The organism is Nocardia pseudovaccinii, assembly GCF_050942345.1.
Lineage (GTDB): Bacteria > Actinomycetota > Actinomycetes > Mycobacteriales > Mycobacteriaceae > Nocardia > Nocardia pseudovaccinii.
The window spans coordinates 7703427-7729488 of sequence record NZ_CP192074.1 but is presented as its reverse complement, the minus strand read 5'-3'; the positions used below and the strand labels follow the sequence as shown (position 1 = coordinate 7729488).

At 65.6% G+C, this 26062-nt stretch carries 30 protein-coding genes; 12 read left to right on the top strand and 18 right to left on the bottom strand.

Annotation, left to right across the window (positions count from 1 at the left end):
- Positions 1-376 precede the first annotated feature (376 nt).
- The gene (locus ACQPZ2_RS34970; protein ID WP_433522325.1) at positions 377-1570 is read right to left on the bottom strand and encodes an FAD-dependent monooxygenase; all 1194 of its coding nucleotides are present in this window, start codon (positions 1568-1570) and stop codon (positions 377-379) included.
- A 159-nt stretch (positions 1571-1729) separates the two neighbouring features.
- Positions 1730-2089 carry a hypothetical protein gene (locus tag ACQPZ2_RS34965; protein WP_433522324.1) on the bottom strand — a complete coding sequence of 120 codons (360 nt, stop codon included), beginning with the start codon at positions 2087-2089 and terminating at the stop codon, positions 1730-1732.
- Positions 2090-2353: 264 nt separating this feature from the next.
- On the opposite strand from ACQPZ2_RS34965, the gene ACQPZ2_RS34960 reads away from it, so the two are divergent.
- Positions 2354-2698 carry a YrdB family protein gene (locus tag ACQPZ2_RS34960; RefSeq protein WP_433522323.1) on the top strand — a complete coding sequence of 115 codons (345 nt, stop codon included), beginning with the start codon at positions 2354-2356 and terminating at the stop codon, positions 2696-2698.
- A 296-nt stretch (positions 2699-2994) separates the two neighbouring features.
- Here the strand turns inward: ACQPZ2_RS34960 and ACQPZ2_RS34955 are convergent, their stop codons facing one another.
- The 3 genes from ACQPZ2_RS34955 to ACQPZ2_RS34945 all read right to left on the bottom strand — a co-directional run bounded on the left by ACQPZ2_RS34955 (position 2995) and on the right by ACQPZ2_RS34945 (position 5321).
- Positions 2995-3774 (bottom strand): glucose 1-dehydrogenase, encoded by a 780-nt coding sequence (locus ACQPZ2_RS34955; protein ID WP_433522322.1) that lies wholly within the window; start codon positions 3772-3774, stop codon positions 2995-2997.
- Positions 3775-3854: 80 nt separating this feature from the next.
- Positions 3855-4094, bottom strand: a complete 240-nt coding sequence (locus ACQPZ2_RS34950; RefSeq protein ID WP_433522321.1) for a hypothetical protein — start codon at positions 4092-4094, stop codon at positions 3855-3857.
- Between the two features lie 288 nt (positions 4095-4382).
- Positions 4383-5321, bottom strand: a complete 939-nt coding sequence (locus ACQPZ2_RS34945; protein WP_433522320.1) for a DMT family transporter — start codon at positions 5319-5321, stop codon at positions 4383-4385.
- Positions 5322-5476: 155 nt separating this feature from the next.
- Here ACQPZ2_RS34945 and ACQPZ2_RS34940 point away from each other — a divergent pair, with 155 nt between their 5' ends.
- The 3 genes from ACQPZ2_RS34940 (at position 5477) to ACQPZ2_RS34930 (ending at position 8591) form a co-directional block, all read left to right on the top strand.
- The gene (locus tag ACQPZ2_RS34940) at positions 5477-5929 is read left to right on the top strand and encodes an Lrp/AsnC family transcriptional regulator (RefSeq protein ID WP_063040920.1); all 453 of its coding nucleotides are present in this window, start codon (positions 5477-5479) and stop codon (positions 5927-5929) included.
- Between the two features lie 1301 nt (positions 5930-7230).
- Positions 7231-7464, top strand: a complete 234-nt coding sequence (locus tag ACQPZ2_RS34935) for a hypothetical protein (RefSeq protein WP_433522319.1) — start codon at positions 7231-7233, stop codon at positions 7462-7464.
- A gap of 149 nt (positions 7465-7613) precedes the next feature.
- On the top strand, positions 7614-8591 hold the full coding sequence (locus ACQPZ2_RS34930; protein ID WP_433522318.1) for a fatty acid desaturase family protein: 978 nt from the start codon (positions 7614-7616) through the stop codon (positions 8589-8591).
- A 128-nt stretch (positions 8592-8719) separates the two neighbouring features.
- Here the strand turns inward: ACQPZ2_RS34930 and ACQPZ2_RS34925 are convergent, their stop codons facing one another.
- A complete protein-coding gene (locus ACQPZ2_RS34925; RefSeq protein WP_433522317.1) occupies positions 8720-9007 on the bottom strand; it encodes a putative quinol monooxygenase in 288 nt (95 codons plus the stop codon).
- An 18-nt stretch (positions 9008-9025) separates the two neighbouring features.
- Here ACQPZ2_RS34925 and ACQPZ2_RS34920 point away from each other — a divergent pair, with 18 nt between their 5' ends.
- The 4 genes from ACQPZ2_RS34920 to ACQPZ2_RS34905 all read left to right on the top strand — a co-directional run bounded on the left by ACQPZ2_RS34920 (position 9026) and on the right by ACQPZ2_RS34905 (position 11044).
- On the top strand, positions 9026-9487 hold the full coding sequence (locus ACQPZ2_RS34920; protein ID WP_433522316.1) for a dehydratase: 462 nt from the start codon (positions 9026-9028) through the stop codon (positions 9485-9487).
- Between the two features lie 72 nt (positions 9488-9559).
- Positions 9560-10237 carry an enoyl-CoA hydratase/isomerase family protein gene (locus ACQPZ2_RS34915; RefSeq protein WP_433522315.1) on the top strand — a complete coding sequence of 226 codons (678 nt, stop codon included), beginning with the start codon at positions 9560-9562 and terminating at the stop codon, positions 10235-10237.
- A gap of 205 nt (positions 10238-10442) precedes the next feature.
- A complete protein-coding gene (locus tag ACQPZ2_RS34910; RefSeq protein ID WP_433522314.1) occupies positions 10443-10847 on the top strand; it encodes a hypothetical protein in 405 nt (134 codons plus the stop codon).
- Positions 10844-11044 (top strand): DUF6186 family protein, encoded by a 201-nt coding sequence (locus ACQPZ2_RS34905; RefSeq protein ID WP_433522313.1) that lies wholly within the window; start codon positions 10844-10846, stop codon positions 11042-11044. Before ACQPZ2_RS34910 ends, ACQPZ2_RS34905 begins: the two co-directional genes overlap by 4 nt.
- Before the next feature lie 92 nt (positions 11045-11136).
- On the opposite strand, the gene ACQPZ2_RS34900 is transcribed toward ACQPZ2_RS34905, so the two are convergent.
- The 5 genes from ACQPZ2_RS34900 to ACQPZ2_RS34880 form a co-directional block, all read right to left on the bottom strand.
- Positions 11137-12600, bottom strand: coding sequence for a short-chain fatty acid transporter (locus tag ACQPZ2_RS34900; RefSeq protein ID WP_433522312.1), 1464 nt, complete (start codon positions 12598-12600; stop codon positions 11137-11139).
- 198 nt (positions 12601-12798) lie between these two features.
- Positions 12799-13221 carry a helix-turn-helix domain-containing protein gene (locus ACQPZ2_RS34895; RefSeq protein ID WP_433522311.1) on the bottom strand — a complete coding sequence of 141 codons (423 nt, stop codon included), beginning with the start codon at positions 13219-13221 and terminating at the stop codon, positions 12799-12801.
- Positions 13218-13934 carry an SDR family oxidoreductase gene (locus tag ACQPZ2_RS34890; protein WP_433522310.1) on the bottom strand — a complete coding sequence of 239 codons (717 nt, stop codon included), beginning with the start codon at positions 13932-13934 and terminating at the stop codon, positions 13218-13220. The genes ACQPZ2_RS34895 and ACQPZ2_RS34890 overlap by 4 nt, the downstream gene beginning before the upstream one ends.
- Before the next feature lie 162 nt (positions 13935-14096).
- Complete coding sequence (locus tag ACQPZ2_RS34885; protein ID WP_433522309.1) at positions 14097-15371, bottom strand: RNA polymerase sigma factor; 1275 nt, start codon at positions 15369-15371, stop codon at positions 14097-14099.
- 9 nt (positions 15372-15380) lie between these two features.
- Positions 15381-15800 carry a YciI family protein gene (locus ACQPZ2_RS34880; RefSeq protein ID WP_063040952.1) on the bottom strand — a complete coding sequence of 140 codons (420 nt, stop codon included), beginning with the start codon at positions 15798-15800 and terminating at the stop codon, positions 15381-15383.
- A 167-nt stretch (positions 15801-15967) separates the two neighbouring features.
- Between ACQPZ2_RS34880 and ACQPZ2_RS34875 the strand changes: the two genes are divergently transcribed.
- Positions 15968-17287 carry a cryptochrome/photolyase family protein gene (locus ACQPZ2_RS34875; protein ID WP_433522308.1) on the top strand — a complete coding sequence of 440 codons (1320 nt, stop codon included), beginning with the start codon at positions 15968-15970 and terminating at the stop codon, positions 17285-17287.
- A 57-nt stretch (positions 17288-17344) separates the two neighbouring features.
- Here ACQPZ2_RS34875 and ACQPZ2_RS34870 read toward each other — a convergent pair whose 3' ends face one another.
- The 3 genes from ACQPZ2_RS34870 to ACQPZ2_RS34860 form a co-directional block, all read right to left on the bottom strand.
- A complete protein-coding gene (locus ACQPZ2_RS34870) occupies positions 17345-18202 on the bottom strand; it encodes a MerR family transcriptional regulator (protein WP_433522307.1) in 858 nt (285 codons plus the stop codon).
- Between the two features lie 227 nt (positions 18203-18429).
- Complete coding sequence (locus ACQPZ2_RS34865; protein ID WP_433522306.1) at positions 18430-20787, bottom strand: arylsulfatase; 2358 nt, start codon at positions 20785-20787, stop codon at positions 18430-18432.
- A 227-nt stretch (positions 20788-21014) separates the two neighbouring features.
- Entirely contained in the window at positions 21015-21251 is a 237-nt protein-coding gene (locus tag ACQPZ2_RS34860; RefSeq protein ID WP_433522305.1) for a hypothetical protein, read from the bottom strand.
- Between the two features lie 18 nt (positions 21252-21269).
- On the opposite strand from ACQPZ2_RS34860, the gene ACQPZ2_RS34855 reads away from it, so the two are divergent.
- Positions 21270-21917: a hypothetical protein gene (locus ACQPZ2_RS34855; RefSeq protein ID WP_433522304.1), complete on the top strand. Its 648-nt coding sequence runs from the start codon at positions 21270-21272 to the stop codon at positions 21915-21917.
- Between the two features lie 23 nt (positions 21918-21940).
- On the opposite strand, the gene ACQPZ2_RS34850 is transcribed toward ACQPZ2_RS34855, so the two are convergent.
- Positions 21941-22120: a hypothetical protein gene (locus ACQPZ2_RS34850; protein ID WP_433522303.1), complete on the bottom strand. Its 180-nt coding sequence runs from the start codon at positions 22118-22120 to the stop codon at positions 21941-21943.
- Between ACQPZ2_RS34850 and ACQPZ2_RS34845 the strand changes: the two genes are divergently transcribed.
- The gene (locus tag ACQPZ2_RS34845; protein WP_433522302.1) at positions 22114-22578 is read left to right on the top strand and encodes a hypothetical protein; all 465 of its coding nucleotides are present in this window, start codon (positions 22114-22116) and stop codon (positions 22576-22578) included. The two genes, ACQPZ2_RS34850 and ACQPZ2_RS34845, sit on opposite strands and share 7 nt — an antisense overlap.
- 104 nt (positions 22579-22682) lie before the next feature.
- On the opposite strand, the gene ACQPZ2_RS34840 is transcribed toward ACQPZ2_RS34845, so the two are convergent.
- From ACQPZ2_RS34840 to ACQPZ2_RS34830, 3 genes are all read right to left on the bottom strand, one after another.
- Positions 22683-23252, bottom strand: a complete 570-nt coding sequence (locus tag ACQPZ2_RS34840) for a putative glycolipid-binding domain-containing protein (RefSeq protein ID WP_433522301.1) — start codon at positions 23250-23252, stop codon at positions 22683-22685.
- An 85-nt stretch (positions 23253-23337) separates the two neighbouring features.
- Positions 23338-24678 carry a family 1 glycosylhydrolase gene (locus ACQPZ2_RS34835; RefSeq protein ID WP_433522300.1) on the bottom strand — a complete coding sequence of 447 codons (1341 nt, stop codon included), beginning with the start codon at positions 24676-24678 and terminating at the stop codon, positions 23338-23340.
- A 108-nt stretch (positions 24679-24786) separates the two neighbouring features.
- Positions 24787-25170 carry a VOC family protein gene (locus ACQPZ2_RS34830; protein WP_433522299.1) on the bottom strand — a complete coding sequence of 128 codons (384 nt, stop codon included), beginning with the start codon at positions 25168-25170 and terminating at the stop codon, positions 24787-24789.
- 202 nt (positions 25171-25372) lie between these two features.
- On the opposite strand from ACQPZ2_RS34830, the gene ACQPZ2_RS34825 reads away from it, so the two are divergent.
- Entirely contained in the window at positions 25373-25891 is a 519-nt protein-coding gene (locus tag ACQPZ2_RS34825; RefSeq protein WP_433522298.1) for a hypothetical protein, read from the top strand.
- Positions 25892-26062: the final 171 nt, after the last annotated feature.

The following is a 26062-nucleotide window of genomic DNA, read 5'->3' as shown; positions in this document are numbered from 1 at the left end:
ATCTGCGGGCGCTAGGAACCGATAGAGCCGCTGTGCTCTTGCGGTGACACCGATGTCGTGTCGTAGACGCATCATTGATTTTAGTGGTCGGCGCAGTGCTGTCGGCCGCGGTCATGTGCCCTGCACGTTAATTCTGTGCAAACGACTCCTCGAATGTTCACTCGGATGCCCGCGCTGCCGCACTCACTGCACCGTCGACCTCACGGTCTCCCCGAGCTCGTCGTGGTCCTGGGTCCGCGTCCTGCTGCCTGCGGTGCTCGATCGAGCTGACGCTGAATCCATTGCCGTGCAACATGATCGGACACAGTCAGTTCGACCCTGGTTTTGTCCGTTTCGGGATACGGCGGCAGACCGGTCGACCCGGCTTGTGCGGGGATCAGAACATCGACTGATCGGTCGGGATCGGTTCGGGTTGGCGTCGTTGCGAGGGTAGTGCCATCGCGAGTTCCCCCCGTCGGGCAGCCCGCCACCACCGCTGTCCGGAGTCGATGGCACGCCGGATCTTGCGCACAGTCGGTACCTGTGTGAGCAGGTGTAGCTGATATCGCCACGGCATTTGGAGCCCGTGCCGAGCCGCCATCGCATAGGCGAACTGCACGGCGCTGCGGTCGAGATACCGGTCGGCGTGTTCGAACCAGATCATGCTGGTACGGGCGGCGGCCTGTATCGGGCGCATTGCAGCGCGCCGCTGCGCATCGTAGTTCTCCAGCGCGTCGGCGACCTCGGCATGCTCGTACAGGTTCTGTGCGAGCACGATGGCGTCGATGATTGCCAACCGGGTGCCCGAACCGATGGTGAAGTGCGTCGTGTGGGCTGCATCGCCGAGCAGCACCACGTTGTCGTGATACCAGGACTTGTTGGTTACCTCGGGAAAGCGGCTCCACCTTGCGAACTCGCCTCGTGTCTTGCTGATCAACGAGTGACCGTCGAGAAGGCGCGTGAATATGTTCTCCAGCACACGCAAGTTCTCCAGGTTGTCCAGGGAATCGAATCCCAGTCCATGCCAAGTCTGCGGTTGGCACTCAACGATGCAGGTGCTGATTTTTCCGGCGACCGACGGGTAGGCATGGAACCAGATCCAGCCGGCCGAGGTGTGTTCGAAGTCGAAGGTAAATCGGGTGAAGATCTTGTCCGTACCGAGCCAGATATATCGATTCTCGCCGAGTGTGACGGACGTGCCGAAACGACCCAGCTGCCGTACCCGGCTGTTCGCGCCGTCGGAAGCGACGATGAGATCGGTGCCGTCGAAGCCGGACAGATCGTGGACCTCTCGCCCGTGCTGGACATCGACGCCCAGGTCGCTCGCCCGTCGGGAAAGCACGTCGAGCAATGCCGCGCGCCCCATGCTGAACCCGTAGCCCCCGAAATGTGCGGTCTGGTCGTCGCGCACATGGATTGCCTGTTCACGCCACAGAACCGACCCGGCACGCACCGCCTGGGCGCTGTCGGGGTCATTCCGATACAGAATGTCGAGCAGGTCGTCCCAGTACACGACGCCCCAGCCGTAGGTGGACCCGGGCGGATCGCGGTCGATCACCGTGATGGCATGGGCCGGGTCGCGCCGCTTCATCGAAATAGCGAAGTACAACCCGGCCGGCCCGCCACCGATACACACAATCTTCATCTCGTCACCAGCGCCGGCCCGGTTGATCGAACCTGACTCCACATGATCGGTACTCGATATAACCGAGCCCGGCACGCTGTGCGTGTCCGGGCTCGGTTACCGGCGCTAGAAGCTCCCCCAGCCACCCCCGCCGAATGGGTTCCACCAGCCGGGGCCGTTACCCCAGCCGCCGCCCCAACCCCAGCCGCCGCCGCCCCAACCCCAGCCACCGCCGTGACCCCAACCACCGCCGTGACCCCAACCGCCGCCGTGACCCCAACCCCAGCCGCCGCCGCCCCAACCCCAACCACCGCCGTGACCCCAACCGGGGCCGTCGACGAGTTGGGTTGCAGACGTGGGCGTCGTTGCGCGCGCGGTAGGCGCTTGCGCTGCGGCTGCGACGACCGGAATCGCGGCAACCGCGGCTACACCGGCGGCAGCCGCCAGCCGGGCGAACTTCGTGTGTGAATTCTTTCTCTCAGTCATGATAGGGCTCCGAATGCTGTCCCGACCTGCTCGAATTCTACGCGGTTTCGCCGAACTCCAGAAGTCGCCGCAGTGGCCGATCTATAATGCCCGCCGCATTCCCGCCGTTGCCCAATCCGAGGATGCCCCCATGCTCCGTTGCCGTTGGCGACGGTTGCCAAAAGCAATAGGTGCTCGCGGCAACAGGGTTGACGAAGCCGAATCTACCGTGCACACTGCTCTCATTAGAGAGCGACGCTCTCGCGGTCTTATGGGAGAACGCACATGCAGGAAGTCTGGAAATGGGCCAACCTCACGCTGGCATTCGCGATGGAGTTGGTCGCGCTCGGAGCGCTGGGACTGTGGGGCTGGAAGACCGCCGCTGTGACTCCGGTCAAGCTCGTGTTGGCCGTAGGCGTGCCCATCCTCGCGGCGCTGGCCTGGGGCCTCTTCGCGGCGCCGCATGCGACATTCGGCAACCCAGTGCTCGCGGTCGTCACCAAGGTCGTGGTTTTCGGCAGTGCTGCGGTGGGACTGTGGGCCGTGAGTTACCGAGCGGGCGCGGTCGTCTTCGTCGCCGTCCTGGTAGCGAATCTGCTGGCGATCAGGTTTGGGCACCTGACCTCGTGAGCACGCCGCGTGATGTTGGTAGCGAGGCCGCGCCGACTGCGCACTCGAGTCAGCCAGGTGTGCGGTTCTGGTCAGCGGCCTAGGCGGGACGGCGTCGATGGCCTTCCGGAGGTGTCGGCTGTCGCGTAGGCCAGTGTCTTCCCACAGCGCGGGTGCCGGTGTGGCACCCCGGTTCGCGGGCGAGCCGGTCACTGCCGCATGGGACACCAGACTCGCGGTGACTGCCAGCCACGGCTTCCGTTGCTGAGCCGCGGGCTGGGTGGTGAGTCAGCCGCTCCCGAGTAGTCGAACGGGATCTAGGCGCATCCGGTGATTCCGCCGTCGAGCGGGATGATGGTGCCGGTGAGGTAGCTACCTGCGCGCGAGGTCAGGAAGGTGACCAGTCCGGCGATGTCGTCAGGCCTGCCGATGCGGCCGAGGGGGACTGTTTGGGCGACGTGTGTGCGGGCGGTGTCGGTGTCGAGCAGGAAGGCGGTCATTTTACTTTCGAATGGGCCGGGGGCGATGGCGTTGACGGTGATCGCTTCGGCGGCAAGGCGTTTGGCGAGGTGCCGGGTGAGCATGTGAAGCGCGGCTTTGCTCGCGGTGTAGCTGTAGTTGTCCATATCGGAGGGGCGGATGCCGTCTACTGAGCCGATATTGACAACGCGGGCCGGGTCGTCGGGTTCGGCGGCGGCGCGCAGTAGTGGCAGCAGGGCGACGGTGAGGTGGAAGACGCCTTCGACATTGGTGTGTATTACTCGATCCCATGCGGCGGGCGGGAATTCGTCCAGCGGTGCGCCCCAGGTGGCGCCGGCGTTGTTGACCAGGATGTCCAGCCGGTCGAACCGGGCGGCGACCTCATCGGCCAGGGTGTGCGCTCCCTCGGGGGTGGCCAGGTCGGCTGTGACCGCCACACAATCGCCGTGCTCGGCCAATTCGGTTGCCGCCGTGGTGATATCGGCGCTCTTGCGGGAGGCGATGATCACTCGCGCGCCCGCGGTGAGCAGGCCGCGCGCGATCATGAATCCGATGCCGCGGGACCCGCCTGTTATCAGTGCGGTCTTTCCTTCGATGTCGAACAGTCCTGTGGTCATTCGAGTCCGCCTGTCGGATCGGTATGTGCTGTTGGGGGCATGGATGGGGTGCGGCCAATTCGGCCAACGACACCTGAACGTCAGGCTTTCAGTGGCATGTCATGGCCCGAAAACAACCGTTCATACGGTAGCCGTGGCAGCAGCAGGCATTCCTCGACCGCATAATGGATCAATTCGATTGTGAACCAACGCTTTCGTGTCCAATCGTGGATCACATTGCGTGCCGCCACTATGGTGGCCGCGTAGTCGAAGGCCATGCCGCCCAGCCAGATTCGCAGGTGCACATCACTGCCGGGCCGGAGCCGCGCGTCGGCTGTCATGGCCTGGGCATCCTCGGGCGGCGTCGGACGAATGCCGCAGTCGAATCGGAGTCCATCACATGCTCCTGACTATTTCATCATATATGAACTATCCATCAGTTAACGCCGCTGAGCTGGCGGCGTCAAGCGTGCACTGTTTGTCGAACACCTGCCCGGGGTGCGGTCGGCCGGTGGCCTCGGAGCGGTGTAAGCAGAGCCGAGGACCGGCCATGCGATGTCGGCCGATGACCAGCGCGCGACCGTGCCCGCTCCAGAGCGAGAGCCCGCAGATCCCCGGGCCGGACTCTTTCATGCGCACTCGCCGACTGGGGTCGGCTCGGAAACCGCGGCCTTCTCGACCGCCGTTCGGCGCTCGATCAACCCAACTGTCACACCGGCGACGATGATCACGCCGCCGAAGACCTGTCCGAGCCGGACCGCCTCGCCGTTGATTCCCACAGCACCCAGCACACCGAACACCGGTACCAGGTTGAGGATGTTGACCGCGACGCTCGAGGTCAACCGGCGCAGACCGTAGTTGTAGAGAAGGAAGCCGCCGACGGAACATGCCACGGCCAGATGGGCGAGCAGCGCCGAGGTCGTGGCGTCCGGGACCCGCCAGTCCCCGATCTCGAAGAGCGAGGCGAGTAGGAACCCGGCGGCACCCGCCACGGTCTGGTGGTAGGTGAGATTCATCGCGTCCTGCCCGCGCCCCGCGTACTTGCCAAGCACGTTGTACCCGGCCCACACCAGCCCGCCGAGCAGCAGCAGGACATCACCGGACCAGCGCCCGCTGCCTCCGACTTCCGCCCCGTTGCGCACGACCAGGAAGGCTCCGGTCGTGGCGAGCAGCACGCCACCGACCCGCAGGGGCGGCATTCCGGCGCGGAAGACCACCAGCTCCACCAGCATGGTCATCAGCGGGTAGGTGGCCACGATCAAAGAGGCGTCGGAAGCGGTCGACAGTTCGACGCCGATGTTCTCCAGCACGAAGTAGACCGTGATGCCGAGTACGCCGCTCAGGTAGATCATCCGTCGCCGACGGGCATCCGGCCGCGCGACCGGATTGCGGCGCATGCGCACCATGATCCCGAGCAGCACGGCGGCGAGCGTGAAGCGGATGGCCCCGATGGTCAACGGACCGACATCCGCCAGCACCTTTTTGGTCACCGCATACGAACTGCTCCAGAACAGTGCGGCCGCCACGACCGAACAGATCGCCGAGATCCTGATCCTGCGCTCGTCCACCCCTGATGTCCCTTCCCGTCCGAACTTCCATCTCCGCCAGACCGCATAGTGGAGAAGCGCATCATGAACGGACTACAGCGTGCAAGCTAGCAATTAGTCCGGGAACATGGCACGCTTGCCGAACTAAATTCGAGTACCTGTGAGTGAGACGGAACATGGATGAACTAGATTCGGCGTTGCTGCGGCTTCTGCAGCAAGACGGTCGGCGCACCAACCGGGACCTGGCGCAGGAGTTGGGCATTGCTCCCTCCACCTGCCTGGAACGGGTGCGCTCCCTCCGTGAGCGCGGTGTGCTGCTCGGATTTCACGCCGAGGTGGACCTCCCCTCGATCGGCCGGGGGCTGCAGGCGATCATCGCCGTGCGGGTACGGCCGCCGACGCGTGCGATCATCGAGCAGTTCCAGGCCTTCGTGGCACGGATGCCGGAGGTGATCGGCGTCTTCGTGCTCACGGGCACCGAGGACTTCCTGCTTCATGTGGCGGTTCGCGACACCGACCATCTGCACGCGGTGGTCCTGGACAAGCTGACCGTGCGGCAGGAGCTCGCGGACGTGCGCACCTCGGTGGTTTACGGGCACCTGCGAAAGAGCGTCATCGAGCCGATTTGAGGCTCTCCCGATCGGTCCATTGCTTACCGGCGGCGGTCAGCCCGGCGACGAACCGAAAAATAAGTCCGACCATTAACAGGCAAACCCGATGCGAATCGTAATTTCGGATGCCGGATCGGCGATGGATAGACCGAAAGTCGAGTCCCAGCGGCCGGGTGGGATCTGGTTCTCGGTCGACAGGGTATGTCGTCGACCTTCGTGAACGAGCTCGTCGTCGCTGGTCACATGGGTTCGAGGTCGATGGGAGTGCGAGATGCGAGCATCCGAAGCCACGGTAATCGCCCGTCTTATTCAGAGTCGGAGTTACCTAATTTGCCGACCGGAATACTCATAACGGATCGAACGGGCGCCATGGACATGCGGCAAACTGTCGCCTATGCTCGGAGATATTCCGAAGTCGTCGATATGGCTGTCGGATATGAATATTCGAGTCCAAAATCTCTTTTCGTATGAAGGGGATATATCTATGGGCACAAGCACACACAGGGCACCCGACCCGCGTCGACAGAAGGTGGTCTCGATTGTCGTGGCGGGAGCGGTTCCACTGGCGCTCGTGCTCGGGGGAACCGCGATCGCGAACGTCGGCGCTATGTCGGCCACAGTGACCCGGTCCGTCTACGCACTGCCCGAGCCGCCTCCGCCGCACGTGCCTTCGCCCGAAGAGCCTCTGCTCGAGCAGCAGCACCCACGGCCCGAACCAGAGCAGACCCAGCCCGAGCAGACGAAGCCCGACCAGCCAGCTCAGTAATTTGTGGGCCGAGGCGTCGAACGTACGTCCCTGGTCGGCCCACGGCAGCGTCGCGAACTCGAAGTCGAGGTCCGCGAGTACCAACACGCCTGCCATTTGATCCTCTGCGCGTCGCGGAACGCCGCCAGCGCACTCTTATGTCTTCGAGCTCGTAGCCGTGATCCGGCTGTGCGGTGTCTTTGGCATGTCGATTGCCCATGCGTCGAAGCGTGCCGAAGCCGCGGCGAATGTCGGAGTAGTGCCTTCCGGGAACGACAGCTCTGGAACTGCTTTTTGGGTAGCCGACGGCCCCAGCATCACTATGGATGCGATTACGGTGACGGGATGTCGGGCGGCAAGCCATGTCCCGATGAGGCGGACTCTGTAGCGCAGCACTTCGCCGATCACCGCAGGCGGGCGCCCGGCCCGTGCGCCTGGTCCTCAGATACCGATCGTTAAGGTTCCTGCAAGGCCGACTGGCGAGGATGGGGGGCCAAACCCTCGATCTATCAATGGATTTCATATGCGCTCAGACTCCGATACCGACCGAGATCACCGAAATCGGAAAGACCCGATGCATAGCTCCCGATTCCGCGCCACTGTGATCACCTTGGCGCTCGCAGTAGCCGCCGGACTCGGTGTCACCGCGTGCGGCAAGACGGAACGCTGGTGCGAACGAGACCAAGACGATGTTGTAGTCGAAAACTGGCACTGCGAGCAAAACCTCGCGGGCTTCGAGTGGGAGCCCGACCACGACAAGCCGAAGACAAAGAAGAAGCCGAACAAGGCGAAGAAACAGACCAGATAACCGACTCTGCCCCACTGCCCCGGCCGATCCGAAGCATGCCGCCGCAGCCGCGCCAAGGTGAACCGTGTCCGGCCATTCGATGAAAAGATCGAGTGTTCTTGGTCGGCAGCATATTTCGACCTCGGCCGATTCTTGTCGGGGGTGGCACGATGAGCCGTGGCAGGCTCGATGCGAACGAGGGCAGCAGAATGACCGAGGTGCGCACCCGTGACAGGATTCGCGGGTCCCGGGGACCGGCGCGACCGGCTCGGGCTATCAATGGTTGGTTGATCGGCATCGCTGTTGGTCTCGCGTTGTTCCAGATGTTCTTGCTGCCGCTGGTGTTGCTGCCACGCGGCGCGATATGGGGCTGGACGCTGCTGGTCATGGTTTTGTCGACGACACCGTTCTGGTCGCTGCTCCATGAGGCCATCCACGGCAGTCTGATTCGCGGGCGTGCGGCTAACGACGCTTGTGGGCGTGTGCTGGGGGTGCTGTACGGTTCACCGTTCGCGATGCTCAAGGCGGGCCATCTGCTGCATCACCGGTACAGCAGGACACGGGAACGCACCGAGATCTACGACCCCGCGACATCCAGTTGGGTGCAGGCAGCGCCCGGGTATTACCTGCGGCTGTTCGGTGGTCTGTACCTGCTCGAGGTCGCGGCGGTGCTGCTGGCCGTGCTGCCTGCCTCGGTGCTGCGTCGCCTCGGTCGGCTGATGGACGCACCGGACTCTGTCACGGGGCTGCTTTTCGAACGTATCGCGCAGGCCAGGGTGCTGGGCCGGTTCCGTGTCGATGCGGCTGCGATCGTTGTGCTCTACGCCGCCGCGTTTGTCGCCTACGGTGCGGACGGCTGGATGCTGTTGGCGGCTCTGGGGGGGCGTGCGTTGGTTATCTCCCTGTCGGACAACGCTTATCACTACGGCACCGAACTCGACGCACCACTGGAGGCGATGAACCTGCGTACGCTTCGATCGCTCGAGCGTTTCGCGCTGAGCTTCAACCTGCACGGCGTGCATCACCGGCACCCGGGTCTGCGCTGGTACGAACTGCGTGCGAAGTTCCTGGACGAGGGCGGCCACTACCACCTCGGCTGGGCCACTGCGGCGGCGCGCCAGATCCGCGGCCCCAGCAAGCTCCGCTGAGGATCAGGTGCTGCGTTCGAACCACCGTGACCACGGGGTATCAGCCGCCGAAGCATTCATTCGGCAGGTGTACGTGCGGCGAGCTGGATTACCCTCTGCGGACGGTTCGGGTCCGCAGAGGGTGGGGTTCAGAGGGTGTCGAAGAACTCGAGCTTCGGGGGTGCGGCCAGAAGTGGCGCCATGAGCTTGCCAGCGGCGCGGAAGTGGTCGGAGCGCGTGTGGGCGTCCAAGGCTTCCTTGTCGGAATAGATTTCGAAGAAGCGGTAATTGTTGGGATCATCCTGGGAGCGGACCAGCTGGTAGGCGTGATTGCCGGGTTCGTTGGCCCGGACCTGGGCGACCAGATCGGCGACGACGGATTCGAACTCGGGGCCGGACCCGGCCTTGACGGTCACATCGGCGGTTACTGCGAGCATGGTTCTCCTCAGGGGTGAGTGGACTACAGACTGCATGGTTTCATCGATGCTCACAGCCGTGTCATCGAGATCGCTCAGGTAATCGCACGGCAGGCACCGTTGGGCGTGCAGGCCACATTGCGCAATGCCCGTGTTGCACAACGGGAAAGCGATGTGGCAGCCGAGGCCCTCGACAAATCGGCACAGGGCACGTACGGCATCACCATCGCCCACGGCAGTCCGATGCTGTCGCTCATTCCGAAAATGCTGTCCAGCACAGTGTCTTTCGCGGGCTTCTCGATGGGCATCAACTACGGCAGCAACAAGGTCCGCTACATCTCTCCGGTGCCGGTGGACGCCAAGTTGCGTGGCGTGATTCGCCTCGAATCGCTGACCCGCACACCGCACGGTGCGCAGGTCGTGTTCGGCGTAACGATCGAGCGTGAAGGTGCCGATAAGCCGTCGTGTGTAGCCGAAGTGATCAGTCTTCTCATCGAGTGACGTAGCTTCCGATCATGGTCGTGTTCCCCACCGTCCTCGGGGGAACACGGCCATTCGACGCTGAGGAACCAGATGACCATCACCATCGAAGACCCCTCGCCGGGCATCCGTGTCTTGACGATCGACCGCCCCGGCAAACGCAACGCTCTCGACGTCGACACCTACCGTCAACTGGCCGTCGCCATCGAGAGCGTGGATCAGGACCCGAGCGTGCGCGCGGTGGTGATCACCGGGCGCGGTGCGATGTTCACCGCCGACACCGAGCTCGTGGACTTCCGCGACGGCCCCGGCTTTCAGAACGCCGTGACCCTGCTACGAGCGCTGGTCAACTCTGATACGCCCATCATCGCCGCAGTCGAGGGCATCGTGGTCGGCGTCGGCGTAACCATGCTGCTGCACTGTGATTTCGCTTTTGCGGGTCGCTCGACCGTATTCTCGCTGCCTTTCGTCGAGCTGGGACCGACTGCGGAAGGCGGGGCCGGTCTGCTGTCGCAGGTGGCCGCCTCCGAAAAGGCGGCCGAAATGTTGTTGTTGGGCGATAAGTTCGGTGCGGGCCGAGCCGAGCGCGCCGGATTGCTGAGCCGGGTCGTCGAGGACGGCCACGCGTTGCATGCGGCCATCGAAACAGCTGAAGAGCTGCGCGAGTTGTCCGCCGAATCGGTCACGATCACCAAACGATTGGTGCGTCGAGGTCGTGGCGAAGTGCTGGAAGCGATCGACTTTTCGCCAGGCCCGCGGCGTCACCGCTGACCGTTCGGCGGCGATGAGCTGACGGACTGCGGCGGGATCGGCACCGAGAGCGGGGTCCGACAGTACGAATCCGGCGCCTTGTGGTCGGTGCGGATGCTGCTGACGCGGTGGATTCGCTGTCGGTGCTGTGCGTGGTCGGCGACCGGCCGCGGTGTCGGTGCCACCGAACGCCCGAATTCGGTGCTCAGGGGCTTATTCTGCCCAGGTGACAGGGGAACCGGCACGACCCTTTCGGCGGCGGATGCTGCTGCTGGCCGTCGTGGTTGTGCTGGCGGTGGGCGGGGCCGCGACTCGGCCGTTCAGTTGGCAGGCAACCGTGCTGGTGGCGGTGCCGGTGATCGTGGTGTCTGTGTTGGCGTTCCGCTCGCGACCCGAGCGGATTCCACCCACCGTCCGGCTGCGGCGCGGAGTGGTCGTTTGGTCGACGCTGCTGGTCGTCGCGTCGGTGTGGGAAGTGTATGCCTTTGTGCAGCAACCGGATTGGAGGCGAGCGAGCGACCTGCACCCGACCTTGTCGACGCTGCTGGATCCGGCGCTCGAGCAGCTGCCGCTGCGGTTGGCCGGATGGCTGGTGTGGCTGGGTGCTGGCTGGTGGTTGGTGTCGAGATGAGCGATCGGGTGATCGTCATCGTCGGGTTCCTGGTGGTGCTGGTGATCGCGCTCGGCATGGTCGTGGTCACGCATGTGCGCCGGGATCTGATCGCGCCCCTGGGGGAAACGATCGCGTATCTCACGGGCAATCGGGTGGCGCGGATTGTCGCTGTGCTCGTGTGGGCGTGGGTCGGCTGGCACTTTCTCGTCAGGTAGCGGGAGGCTCGCCGAGGTCCGAGGTCGTGAGATAGCCGAAGAGGCAATCGAATACGCCGATGCCCCGGAAGGGGCCGCTGGACCGGCCGAGGTTACGGGGTGGCGGGCAGGATCGGGGGCACGTATTCGAATGTCATGCCGAGCAGCCATACGAGCAGCAGAACCACCGGCAGGTGGAACAGGAACTGCAGGAACGTGAATCCGACGAGGTCGCGCGCCCGCAGTTTGAGCACTGCGAGCAGCGGCAGCATGAAGAACGGGTTGATGAGGTTCGGCAGCGCCTCGGCCACGTTGTAGATCTGCACCGTCCAGCCGAGGTTCATGTGGACATCAGTTGATGCCTGCATCACGTAAGGGGCTTCGACCAGCCATTTTCCACCGCCGGACGGGATGAAGACGCCGAGTACCACGGTGTAGAGGGCGATGACGACGGCAAAGCCTCCTCCGCCGCCGATGCTGGTGAAGAAGTGCGCGAGGTGTTCGGAGATGGTGAGGCCGCCCCGGCCTTTGGCTTTGGTGAGGATCGCGGCCATGGCGGCGTACAGCGGGAACTGGACGAGAATTCCGGCTGTGGCGGGTACGGCGAGGGAGATGGCCTGCAAGAACTTGCGCGGGGTCCCGTGCAGCACCAAGCCGAGCATGAGGAAGACGAGCAGATAACCGTTCAGGCTGCTGACCACGGTGAGCACCGGTTTGCTGGTGAGCTGGGAGATCAACCAGCCCACCGTCAACACCGCGGCCAGGACCGGCAGGATGCGGCTGTACTCGAGCCATTCCCCGGGCCGGGAGCGTGCAGCCACGTCCGCGGGCTGGTCATCGAGATCGACGTCCAGGTCCTGGGCGGTCTTGATCGCGGCGTCCTTCGGTGCGGAGAAGTGCGCGATCACCACCGTGAGCGCCATGATCACGGCGCACATGAGCAGGGACTGCCACGTGAAGATCGTGTGCCCGAAGTCGAGGACACCGGTGATTTTCAGCAGGGCCGGAGGCAGCGAGGTGGCGGTGGCCTGCAGCTGCGCGGCCGAGGAGGATATGCCCAGCGCCCACACCGCACCCAACCCCATGAACGCCGCCGCGCCCAGCGCGCGATAGTCCACGCGTAGATCGGCCCGACGGGCGATCGCGCGGGCCAGCAGACCGCCGAAGACCAGGCTGAGGCCCCAGTTCAGAAACGATATCGACATCGCGAGGAACGCAACGAAACTCACTGCGCTGCTGGCGGTTTGCGGCAAGGTGGCCAGTCGGTCGATGAGCCGGGCGATGGGTGGAGAGGTGGCGATGACGTACCCGGTGAGCACCACCATCGCCATCTGCAGGGTGAAGGCGGTCAGATCCCAGAAGCCGTCGCCGAACGCGTTCGCGACTGTTCGCGGGGACGAGCCGTTGGCCAGTGCGGCGACGGCCACGATGAATACACCCGCCAGCGCGACGACGTAGGCGTCCGGGAACCACTTCTCCGTCCACCTGGCGAGGGATTGCGCGACTCGCGCGAGACCCTTCTCAGAGCTGGTTGCTTCAACCTTGTCGGGGCTGGTTTCTGTATCGGCGGACGTCATCCCGTCGTTCCTCATCTTTCTCTCCGCACGAGGTTGTGCGGTGCATGTGACGCACCGCACAAGACTCGCCTGGCGAGTATCGATGCCCCGTTCGCGTCCAGGCAAGAGGGAAAGTTGCAGGTACCGTCTGCAAAAATGCAGAAATATCAGGTGGTGTGGCACTCCAGGTGACTCGGTTCGGCATGGAATCCACCGCTATCAGCGGCGTTTGCGCGGTACCGAGGCGGGCGGGGCCGAATTGGGCAGGCCGAGTGCGTGCGAGGCGTCGCGGGCCGCGGTGATCAGCAGTGGCGCGCAGGCGCGCACCTTCGCGCGATCGAGGTCGAAGGCCAAGGCCGATACGCTGATTCCGCCGACCGGCATACCGTGATGGTCGAGCACAGGGGCGCCGAGGCAGCGGGTGTGCGCCTCGTTCTCCTCGTCGTCGACGGCATATCGGTGATCCGAGTCGACCCGGACCCAGCCGAGGGCGGCCAGCTCTTGCAGAATCCGGTGCACGGTGGAGGTGGAAAGTCCAGTGGCCCTGCTTATTTCACTGATCCCGCGACAGGTCGGCAGTGCCTCGAGCACGAGCACCACCTTGGCGACCGCGCTCGGCGGGGAGTTCACGACGTGGTTCACCGGGCCATCCATCCACCGTCCACCACCAGAATGTGGCCGTGCACATAGGCCGCTGCGGGCGTGCAGAGGAAGACGATCGCGCCCGCGATATCCTCGGCCTCGGCCCACCGCCCGACCGGAATACGTTCGGTGACAGCGCGATTGCGTGCGGGATCGGCCCGCAGCGCGGCGGTGTTGGCGGTCGCGACATACCCCGGGGCGACCGCGTTGACTCCGACGCCGAGACCGGCCCATTCCGTGGCCAGTGCCTTCGTCAGCCCCGCAACGGCATGTTTGCTGGCGGTATACGCGGCGACATTGATGCCGCCCTGAAACGACAGCAGCGAGGCGACATTGACGATCCGGCCCGCACCGCGCTCGACCATGGTCGCACCGATGCAGCGCGCCAGGACAAACGCCGCATCGAGGTTGACGTCGAGTACCCGCCGCCATTCGGGAAGCGACACCTGGACCGCCGGACCGCGGCTGATGATTCCGGCATTGTTCACCAGCAGATCGATACGGTATTCGGCGGCAAGGGAACTCGCGAGGGCTTCGACGGCGGCGGAGTCGGTGAGATCCGCGCCCACGGTGCTGCAGGCGCGACCCAGCGCCTCGACCTCGGCAGCCACCGGTGCCAGGCCCCCAATCTCGCCGCCCGCCGCCGCGGCGAAGACCTGGCCGCCGCACTGCGCTCCGGACATCTGCTGGCCGGTATCGTCCTCGGGCGCCACGGCGACCACGCTGACCCCCCGACCGCCCGGGAATTGCATATTGCCCGCACCGGGCACGGGTGGCCCGACGCCCTCTGACCACGTCCGGCAACGCGGCTCGCAGCCGTCCGATGACACCCCCGGCGTCCGTCACCCGCATCAGCGCCCAGGTACTGGCCACCGTCAGCCGAGCGCAGCGAGCTTGCGCCGCAGCACCGTTCGCTCGCGTTCGTTGCCGCACAGCTTTGCCGCGCGCTCCAGTTCGGTGCGCGCCTCATCGGTGCGTCCCAGGCGGGTGAGCAGCTCACCCCGAACGCTCGACAGGAGATGCGAATTCGCAAGCGCCCCAGCCGCCAAGGTGTCCACGATCGGCAGCGCCGCAGCCGGTCCCTGGGCCATGGAGACTGCCACCGCCCGGTTGAGCTCGACCACCGGCGACGGGGCCAGTCTGCCGAGCGCCTCGTAAATGAGCACGATGCGCTCCCAGTTCGTCGTATCGACCGAGGCCGCGATGGCATGACATTCGGCGATCGCCGCCTGCAAGCCGTAGGCGCCGAGGCCACGGCCGACCTGCTCCGCGCGGGCCAGAGCGGCCCGTCCCCGGCGGATCGCGGCGCGGTCCCAGCGGCGGCGGTCCTGCTGCTCCAACAACACCGGCTCGCCGTCCGCTCCGGTACGGGCAGGAAAGCGCGCCGCGGTCAGTTCGAGCAGCGCGAGCAGACCGTAGACCTCGGGCTCGCTCGGCACCAGCCGGGCAAGCACCCGCGCGAGACGCTGTGCCTCGCCCGCCAGCTCGAATCGGATCAGCTCGTCACCGGAGCTGGCAGTCGAGCCTTCGGTGAAGATCAGATAGATCACGCTGAGCACCGAGCCGAGGCGCTCTGCCCGCTCTCGGGCCGACGGCACCTCGAACGGCACCCGCGCCGCCGCCAGAGTCTTCTTCGCCCGGGTGATCCTGGCCTGCACGGTGGCAGTCGGTACCAGGCCCGCCTTGGCGATTTCATCGCTGGTCAGACCGCCGACCACTCGTAGGGTGAGCGCCAGCCTCGCCTCCCGTGACAGCACGGGGTGGCAGGAGATGAATATCAATGCGAGCACGTCGTCATCGATCCGATCCGGATCCCAGAGCATGTCCTCGGCGTCGCGGTTGGGTTCGCGCCCGGAGACCACACCGCCCTCGCCCAGATCACGGGCGAGGGCGGCATATCTCTCGTCGAGGGCGGAGCGCCGACGGAACGCGTCGATCGCGCGCCGCCGACCGACGGTGAGCAACCACCCCGCGGGATTGCGGGGCGCGCCGTCACGCGGCCACGTCACCAGGGCCTCGGCCAGCGCCTCCTGGGCGAGGTCCTCGGCCAGCGCGAAATCACCGGTGTACCGCGCGAGTGCACCGACGATCCGCGCCGACTCGATCCGCCAGATCGCGGCGACGGCCGCCCGGCTGGTGTGCTCAGCCATTCGATCCGCTCAGAGCTGACCGGTCGCTTCCCGCCACTTGCGCTCCTTCTGGATCCACTCGTTGTCCTGCGGGAACTCATCGATCGTGGTGACCCGGCGGATTTCGGTCTTGAAGCCGGGACCGGTGAGCGGCGACCGCTTGGCCCACTCCACGGCCTCCTCCTTCGATGCCACGTTGAGAATGTAGAACCCGCCGAACAGCTCCTTGGTCTCGCCGTACGGTCCGTCGGTGACCACGGGCGTCTCGGAGGAATAATCGACGACCACGCCATCGGCGGCATCGTCGAGACCCTCCGCGGCGACCAGCACGCCCGCCCTGATCATCTCCTCGTTGTACCGACCCACGGTCTCGAGCATCTTGTCGAAGTCGAAATTCTCCATCCCCGCGTAGGCCTCGTCGGTGGCGCGCCAGATCAGCATGTACTTCATGGTTCATGTCTCCTCGGGTATCCGGGTCCCTCTCGGACCCTCTCACCTTCGAGTCGAACGGGGAATGCCGAAGATCGACGCGCCGCCGAAAAATCTTTACCACGCCCATAGCGGCACGCGAATGCACTTGCATCATTTGTGCATCAATATGAATCTACAGTGAGGGTATGGCCGCCTCCATCGTGTTGTTCACCCGGGATCTGCGTGTCCACGACAACCCGGCACTGCTCGCCGCGTGCCGCGAAGCCGAGTCGGTGGTGCCACTGTTCGTATTGGATGTCGACATCCTGGCAAGGCTGCGAAACGCGCCCAATCGGATGCGGTTCCTGGCCGCGGCGCTGCGTGAGCTCGACGAGCAGTTGCGGGCACGGGGTGGCAGGCTGATCATCCGCCGCGGCCGGGTAGTCGACGAGGTCGAGCGGGTTGCGATCGATGTCGGTGCGCGGAGTCTGCACCTCGCCACGGACGTCACCCGCTACAGCCGTGGTCGGGAGCACGCGCTGCGGGAACGGCTTTCGCGCATCGGTTGCGCCGTGCAGAGTCACGCGGCTTCGATCACCGCCGTGGATCCGGGTGCGATTCGGCCCGATACCGGGCGCGGCCATTACGCGATTTTCACGCCGTACTTCCACCGGTGGCTCGATACGCCGATACGGCGACCGCGCGCTGCGCCCGGCATGGTCACGGTGCCGCGGCTGACAAGTGAGCCGATACCGGACCCTGCCGACATCGGTGCCGGTTCACCCGAACTAGCGGTGGGCGGCGAGGCGACAGGCCGAAAGATGTTGGAGCAGTGGCTGTCCGGGCCGGTGCGCCGCTACGCCGATGACAAGGATATGCCCGCCGCCGATGGCACCTCGGGACTATCACCGTTCTTGCATTTCGGCTGTTTGTCCGCGGCCGAGGTGGTGACATGCACCGATACGGCCGGTCCGGGCGGATACGCTTTTGTGCGGCAACTGGCCTGGCGCGACTTCTATCACCAGGTGCTTGCCGACCGGGGCGAGGTGGCGGTGTCCGACTACAAGGCAGCGCACGAACCGTGGCGTTCGGATCCCCGGGCAGAGGCGGCCTGGCGGGCCGGGCGCACCGGATACCCGATGGTCGACGCCGGGATGCGACAGCTGCTCACCCAGGGGTGGATGCCGGGACGCGCCCGGCTGATCGCCGCGAGTTTCCTGGTCAAGACGCTGCGTGTGGATTGGCGGGCCGGGGCAGAACATTTCGAGCAATGGCTGGTCGATGCCGATATCGCGAACAACCGGCTGAATTGGCAGTGGATGGCGGGTACGGGCACCGACACCCGCTCCAGTCGTGTGCTCAACCCTCTGCGCCAAGCCGAGCGGTTCGATCCCGAAGGCGATTATGTGCGGCGCTGGCTGCCCGAGCTGGCGATGTTGCCCGGCGCGGAGATCCATCGACCGTGGCGGGCGGGTGTCGGCGCTGCCGACTACCCGCCGCCGATCGTCGAATTCAACGGAATGTGAGCATGATTCAGCGCGGTATTGCCCGGGGGCCTCGGACTCGGACCACTGCGTGCCCGCCTAGACCGGAGTCCGGCCGAGCCGTTCGACCGTCTCGGCCAGGCTTCCCATCCGAATGACCGCATCGGGCAGGATCGCATGGTCCCAGCCAGGTCCCCCGAGGTAGACCCGGGCACCGGCATCGATGCACGCGAGTGCCGCCGAGGTCAGAGCCGTCGCCTCTTGCTGGGACCAGAGCATGACGGCTGCGGGGACGGTAACTCTGGTGAGCGTGTCGTGCAGCGCGGCGGTGGGTACGTCCGGTCCGAGCATCTGCGCACCCGTGCCACGCTCTGCCAGCGCGGCGCGCGCCACCTCCAGTGGCAGGGAATGGGACTCGCCGCTCGTGCAGGCGAGGATCGTCGGCACCGGATCATGGGTGCGCGTCGGCGGTGCGGTCCGGTGCAAAGTCGCGATGATGCACCATGACAGCAGATGCTCGATATCCACGCACCCCTCGCCGTCGAGCTGGCGGGCGACGATATCGGCAAAAGCGGGGCGGCACAGTCGATCCCACGTGTCGACGACCCCGTAGGTACGCACATGCTTGTCCAGCAGTTCGCACACCATCGGCGTGTCGAGGGCGAACGCGGCGGACAGCAGGGCCTGGCGGTCGCCGAAGGTCAGCGCGGGTCCGCGCGCCGTGGCGGCCGCGCCGGCCGGTGTCGCGCCCGCGCGAATGAGTTCGACCATCCGGGTCAGCACTCCGATATCGGCTTCGGTGTACAACCGGTGCCGCCCGGGACGCTCCGGCTGCGGCCCGATTCCGTATCGGCGATTCCAACTGCGCAGCGTCGCAGTCGGGATCCCGAGCCGCTCGGCCGCCGTGCGGACCGAATAACCGGTCTGGTCCGGAGCGGGCATCGAACGGTGCGGCATGACCTGATTCTGCCTGTTCGTGGCTCGCGGATGCCTTCTCGACTCCGGCTCTCGCATGCCCGAGCATTTCGAGCACACCGTGCGGTGTGACGCTTTTGGCCCGCGGACGCGCGGGGACTACCGGCAGCCACTGCCGTTCCGATCAAGCACGGATGATGTTGTTGGAGAAGGCAATCGGTGCCTTGCCGCCACCCGGCATCAGAGGCCGGGTGGCGGAGGCGGTGGGGTTATTCGCGGGAGAGCATGGCGGCGGCTTCACGTTCGAGGTCGACGTACGGTTCGCCGCTGACGTCGACGGCCACCCGGTACAGTGTGCCGCCGGTGAACGCCCAGGGCGCGGTGCCGGGGTAGTCGTCGGTGACGGGTTCTCCGGTGTCGCGGCCTGCGCTGAGACCCTCGCCCGCGAGGGTGAATTTGCCTGGCTGCGTTCGGATCCGGCCCTCGCCGACCTTCCGGTCCCCGTGGAACAGGCTCAAAGTGCCGTGCGCGGTGCCGGGCGGGTCCTCACCGTCCTTGTCGAAAGAGGCGGCCAGGATTACGTTCTCGCCGGTCGGCAGATTCTCGGTGGCGACGATTCGCTGTTCCTCGCTGCCGAGGAAGTTGTATGCGTAGTGCAGCCGATTGTCCTTGACGTACAGCGTATGGCCGCCGAATCGGCCGCCATGCGCGAACAGCACCCCGGCCGCACCCGGTCCGGGAATGTCGGCGAGCGCCCCGATCGAATAGGAGCGGTTGCGGATGTTGACCGCCACCGACTCGGGAACCTCGGCCCCACCCGGCCGGTAGACGTACCGGTTGCGTGGCGCCGCGAGCTGCGGACGCGGGGTGGTCAGCACCTCGACGGCGGACCGGTCGTCGAGCGGGAACGCCTGGTTGGCACCGGCCTCGTGGAACCACAGCCCGATCATTTCCGCGAGCTTCCCGGGCTCCTCGACGGCGAGGTCGCGCAGCTCCGACCGGTCGACCTGGGTGTGGTAGAGCTCCCAGGTGTCCTCTGGGAAGTGACTCCAGCCGCTGACGGCGAGGTGGGTGGTGACAGCCTTCCAGCCGTCGTGCCAGATACCGCGGGTGCCGAGCATCGAGTAGAACTGGGTGTGCTTGGCAGTCGGGATGGTGGCCGCGTCGAAGCTGTACCGCATGCTCACGCCCTGCAGCGGGAGCTGGGTGTACCCCTTGACCGTGGCCGGGAGTTCGATCCCGAGGCAGTCCAGCACGGTCGGGACCAGGTCCACGGCATGGTGGTACTGGTCGCGGGTCTCGCCGCGGGCGGCGATCCCGGCCGGCCACGAGATGATGCACGGGTCGCAGGTGCCGCCGTTGAACGAATACCGCTTCCACATCTTGAACGGAGTGTTGAACGCCATCGCCCACCCGTTCGGGTAGTGGTTGTAGGTCTTGGTGCTGCCCAGCTCGTCGAGCATCCGCAGGTTCTCGGCCATGTCGTCTGCGATGCCGTTGAAGAACTTGTTCTCGTTGACCGAGCCGTTGGGGCCGCCTTCGCCGCTGGCACCGTTGTCGGAGACCAGAATGACGATGGTGTTGTCGAGTTGTTCGATGTCCTCGAGGTAGTCCAGTAGTCGGCCGATCTGGTCGTCACAGTGCGACAGGAACCCTGCGTACACCTCTGCCATGCGGGAGAACAGTCGCTTCTCGTCCGCGGAGAGGGTGTCCCAGGGGCGGGTGTAGTCCAGCGGCGGGAAGGGCTTGCCGTCGGGTCCGCTGCGCGTGTCGGGGGTGCCGATCGGATTCAGCGGGGGCAGTTCGGTCTCCTGGGGGACGAGGCCGAGCTCCTTCTGCCGCGCCAGGATCTGCTCACGCATGGCCTCGTAGCCGTCGTCGAACCGGCCCCGGTAGCGGTCGGCCCAGTCCCGAGGCACCTGGTGTGGTGCGTGCGCGCAGCCCGGCGCGTAGTAGAGGAAGACCGGTCGGTCAGGGGCGATGGCTTTGACGTCGTCGATGTACTGGATGGCTTTGTCGGTGATGTCGACGCTGAAGTGGTAGCCCTGCTCCGGAGTAGCTGTTTGCTGTGTGGGGTGGTTGTCGTGGACGAGATCGGGATACCACTGGTTGGTCTCGGCGCCCAGGAAGCCGTAGAAGCGCTCGAAGCCGCGGCCGACGGGCCAATTGCGCTTGGTGGAGGCCAGATTCATCTCGTCTTCGGGGCACAGGTGCCACTTGCCGACCATCGCCGTGCTGAAACCGTGTTCGACCAGAACCTCGGGCAGGGTGGCGCACTCGGGCGGAATGTGCCCGTTCCCACTCGGGAATCCGATGGCCGCTTCGCTGATGCAAGCCATCCCGTTGGTGGTGTGGTTACGCCCGGTCATCAAACAGGACCGGGTCGGCGAGCACAGGGCCGTGGTATGCCACTGGCTGTAGCGCAGACCGTTCGCGGCGATCTTGTCGATATTCGGCGTATCGATCGGCCCGCCGTAACAGCCGAGGCCGCCGAATCCGACGTCGTCGAGGACGATGTACAGGACGTTCGGTGAGCCGGGCGATGCTTTTGGCTGCTCGTATGGACCCCAGTCCGGCACGGAGTCGCGAATGTCGAGGTTGACTACACCCCTGAACGGTTTGGTCATGGTATGTCTCCTCTTCGATGCCCCTTTCTCAGCCAACCACTGGTCGTCGATGATTGCTAGCAAGTTGCTCGAATGATACGAACAGCGCCGACGAGGGGACGCCACCAAGCGGGGACGACGCACGCTTGTCGTGTGCCCGGCCTCGGTCGCAGGCTTGTGCCGATCACTGTCGAGTCGAACGGAGAACGTCGAATATCGGGTTGAACGACCCGCTTTCGAACCGCGAGTCAGCGGTGAAACAGATGTCGGATGCGGCTGCGGAGGCCGGGGGTCGGCCGCGGTAGGGGAGCGGCGGGTTCGGTTGTCGCCTCAGCTGTGGTTGCCTGCGCGAATCGCACGTGCAGCTGTTCGCGGACCTGGTCCGGGGTGTAGGCGCGGCGGCGGCGCTCAGCGCGCACGACCACCACGCCGGTGGCGACCACCCCGGCCGCACCTGCCAATCCCACTGCCTTCCACCACCTCATACCGCATAGGCTACTTCTATGACGGGGACGAGCATCAGTCTCGATCGGGCGCTCGAGCTCACCAGAACTGGCGATATCTGGTTGTTCCGTGGGCATTCGGCGGCCGATCGTGCGATTCGGATGACGACGAACAGTCCGGTGAACCATGTGGGAATGTCGGTCGTGCTCGATGATCTGCCCGCGTTGATCTGGCATGCGGAGCTCGGCCGATCACTGCCCGACATGTGGTCGGGTGTCGCGCACCGCGGCGTCCAGTTGCACAACCTGCGTGATGCGGTACTGGTATGGGCGCATCGCTACGGTCAGCAGGCATGGTTGCGCCAATTGAACCGTCCGGCAACCAAAGAGATGGAAGACAGCTTGCTGCGCACCATCGCCCGATTCGACGGAACCCCCTTTCCTTCCACCGCCGGTCTCGCCGGACGCTGGCTACGCGGCCGGGCACGCCTCCCGCGACCCCGGTCGCGCCGAACGGTCGTCCAGGAGTTGGAGAGCGCGTATTGCGCGGAGATCGTGGCCGCGACCTATCAGTCGATGGGGCTGTTGCCACCGGACCGAAGCCCGAATTGGTATGACCCCGGACGGTTTTGGAGTGGTGACGGGCTGCGGCTGAGTGGCGGTTACGAGCTGGGTGGCGAAATCGCCGTGGAGACACCCGTCTCCTGACCGGGCCGATGGGGCGCGCGGGTTCAGGAAGCGCGGAGACCGTCGAGCACGAACCGCAGGGATCGCTGCCATGCCGATTCGCCGGCGTTGTCGCCGAGAAGCGACAGCGCCCAGACAAGCTTCACCACGTCGTCGTCGGTGGCGTCGGCGCGTAGTGTCCCGTCGCGGCGAGCGCGGTCGAGCACTGTCGACAGATGTGTCATTCCCCGGCCCGACGCAGCTGCCGGTCCCGATCGCGGAGATCGACGTCGCGATCGCGCGATCGGCATTCGACTGGGTTTGGCCCGCGGTGCACGTCGTCGGTGCAGTGCTGCCCGGCATGCTCGAACGCGGTACCGGCGGGCTGTTTTTCGCGGGCGGGTTGTCCAGTGTGCGGCCCATGCCGATGCTGGGCCAGTTGGCTTTGGCCGCCACGGCGCTGCGCAACTATGCGCTCACCCTCAACGCCGCGCTGGCCGACCGCAATATTTACGCCGGAACGCTCACCATCGGCGGCTTGGTCGAACGCGGCGACATCCATGCCATGGTCACCGCTGATCCGGCGAAATGCGGGGCCGCAGAAGGACATACGCTCGATCCGGACCGCATCGCCGAGACCGGCTGGCGCATGTACGAGACGCGGGATCGCGCAGAGGCGGTGTTCGACGCCCTCGGCCAGTGACGGCGCGCGAATGCAGAACTCGCAGTGTGCCAATGTAATCGAGGCCGTTGCGGTGTGCACAATGGCGAGGGGGTGGGTATGGACTTCGGGCTTGACCTCCGGTCTCATTGGACTCGCGTGGCGATGCCCGGATAGTCGAGGATCAGGCCGTGCTGGTCGTAGGTCAGGCGGCAGGCGAAGTCGAATGCGGGGGCGGTGTAGTCGTAAAGCCGTTCGCCGGCACGCGAATACGTCTGCTCCAAGCGATCGACAGCAAGCCCGACCGCGCGGACGTATGCAGCTGGCGCGGACGTCGTTTGCCCGATCGGCAAATTCAGCCGGTGCACGGGAAACGTGTTGGTGACCGCTGAAGCTTCCAGGTCCAGATCCAGACACCCGCGCGGCTGCGGTGCGGGGATCCCATCGATCTGCCAGCTGCCCAAGCCATCCGATCCGATCACCGTGACGCGGGTCAGGCCGTCACAGCGGCCGGTGATCCGGGCGGACCTGGTCAACCACAATTGGTCCACTTCGATCACATAGTCCACGATCCAGGACTGGCCGTCCTCGGTGGCGGTGGTGACGCCCCGAACCTGCCGTCCCCCGTCGTCTGTGGTGAAGTATGCAACCTCGAAACCGGTTCGAGCCCCTTCGTGTCGCCAGGACGCGACTCTTGGCACTTCCATGAAAGTCATCGGCAATCTCCCCGGAATGTGGTCGGCAACTTGGCGTCTGGCAGCGACCGCGCGCGACTGTTCGGCATGCGGTCGGCGGCGCACGCTACGGGTTTGCGACCGGGCTCAGGCAGCTGGCCGGTGGGTCGACGAGCACGCAGATCGACGGGGCGCGGGTGGGGCGGTAACCGGCGGGGAGACCGCCCGCGGCGATTATCTGGGTGTAGGTGCCGACGCCATCGGTGGGGCGGCGGGTGAGGGTAGGGTCGGTGCGCACATCGACGGTGTAGAGGCCGAATCGTGGTGTGTAGCTGCCCCATTCGTAGTTGTCGGTGAGGCTCCAGTAGTTGTAGCCGATGACGTTCATGCCGTCTGCCTTGGCGCGCTGGATCCAGTAGACGGTGTCGCGAAGGTGATCGCTTCGGGTGTAGCCGTCGCCGCGGGGAATGCCGTTTTCGGTGGGCATGCCGTTCTCGACGATGTAGAGCGGCTTTCCCGGAAAGCGGCGCGAATAGTATTGCAGCGCATAGTAGATGCCTTCGGTGCGCACCGGCAGTTCCCAGATGCGCTGGCCGGGCAGCTGCGGCATTGCCGACCCGATGGCCCTGGTGATGGAACTCAGCAGCGACTGCACCGGATCGTAGGCGAAGTAGTAATCGACGCCCACGTAGTCGAGCCGGTTGGCGACGCGATCGACGAACTCACCGTTGACCTGCGCCTCCGAGCCGGCCACGTAGCCGACATTGCTGGTCACCTGGGCGCCGGGCTGGACCTGGTGGATGTAGTCGTAGATGGCGTTGTGGGCTTGGGCGAGGCGATCGAGCATCTCGGGTGCGCTCGCCGCGCCCCGGCCGGTCTCGTGCACGATGTAGGCGACCGGTTCGTTCACGGTGACCCACAACGGATTTCGGGATGCGTAGCGGTCGACGACCGTGCGCATATTGGCCAGCCAATCCTCGACCATGCCCGGATTGCGCCAGCCGCCGCGGTCGGCCGCCCAGCCGGGATAGACCCAGTGGTCCAGGGTGATCATCGGTCGCATCCCGGCAGCCACGATCTTCGCGATCACCGCGTCGTAGAAACCGAACGCCCCTGCATCCCAGGCGCCCGGCGCAGGCTGTACGCGAGCCCATTCGATCCCGATCCGGAACACCTTCACACCCAGCTCGGCCGCCAGGTCGATGTCGGAGGCGTATCGGTCGTAGAAGTCGACCGAATCGCGCAGTTCGTCGGCGCCGGAGTTCGCGATGTAACGCGTCCAATTGCTATCGGGCGCATGGCCTTCGGACTGGAAGCCGGATGACGCGACACCCCACAGAAAATCCGAGTCCAGTACCGGTAGCGCGTTCGACCGGATCGGCGGGACGGCCGAGGAGTTCGTGCACAGCAGCAGGGTCGACGCCGCGGCGGCGAGCGCGGCCAGGACGTACCGACGGAACCAACGCATCAATTCAGGGTAACTCGATTGCCGCTGGCGATGGACGAATCAAGAATGCCGGGCAGAATTTCGCGGTGCCAGCGTTCGGCCGCTATGCGGCGCTCGGCTATTCGCGGATTACAGCTCCGGCAACCGCTGACGCAGTAGGCAGAACTCGTTACCCTCCGGATCCTGGAGCACGTGCCACGGCTCGTCACCGGTCTGCTCGACATCGGCCGGTCGCGCACCGAGCGACAACAGCCGCTCCAGTTCGGCGTCTTGGTCGCGGTCGACCGGGTTCACGTCGAAGTGCAGCCGGAGCTTCGCGGCCTTCGGCTCCTCGACTCGGCTGAACACCAGCGTCGGAGCGGCCCCGCCGAATCCGGACGGCGGCCCGATCTCGATGCCGTCCTCCGGTTCCTCCCTGCTCAGCTCGACGTAGTCCAGCACCGAGCACCAGAAACGGGACAGGGCAACGGGGTCGGTACATTTGACGACCAGTTCGGACATGCGGCAGCTCATATGCTCAGACCCTAGACGCCGGGCGGTCTTCAGGTGGTGCGCCATGGCATCACGGGCCCACTTACCAGCGGCCGGTGTCGAGACGATCGCCCGGTGGTCAACTTTGCTGGCGGTCAACCAGATTCGTCCGGTCGCGCCCAAAGTAGCAGGGGCACAGGCTCGTTCAACGGCGTTGTGGCGGTAAGGGGCCAGGGCGGCGGCGATGACGGCGAGGATGCAGATTGCGCCGGAGATCGCGAAAGCGATGCTGTATGCGTCGAGGGTGGGTAGCAGGGTGCCGGTCATGGTGTGGGAGGCGAGGATTGCGGTCGCTGCCGCGGTGCCGATCGAGCCGCCGACCGAGCGCAGTGTCTGGTTGACACTGTTCGCGGCCGGTGCGGGCGGCGCCGCCGCGATCTCGCGTTTCGTCGGCGCGGCCAACGACGACACCGTTCGCGCGATACTCCGCGAACGCATCAACTCCGCCTTCGGAGACCTGCTCGCCGACCGCCTCGACGGCCCCGACACCGCCTTGCGCGCGGAACTTCTCGCCGCGATCATCGTCGGCGTCAGTTTCCTGCGCGACAAGATTCGGCACGACCGCGCTGTCGAGCGTCGACCGCGCCGCCCTCGGTGCTTACGTGGACCGGCTGGCCGCACCACTGCTTGCCACCGACCAAGTCCCAGAAGACTTTTCACCGGTCACATAGCGCCGCCAGCGGCAGCGCGCCGATTCCGGTAGGCAGTTCGAGGAAGTGATTCCGTAGAGTTCGGTCGAGGGCATCGCCGAGCGCGGATCAGGCGTTCGGCCGGAAGTCGAGATGGGGAGGCTCCGATCGAAACATCGCGCGCTCCGGCCGGAGGCGGACAGGACACCGCTACGGCACCGGGGTCCACGATCCTGACGGGGGCA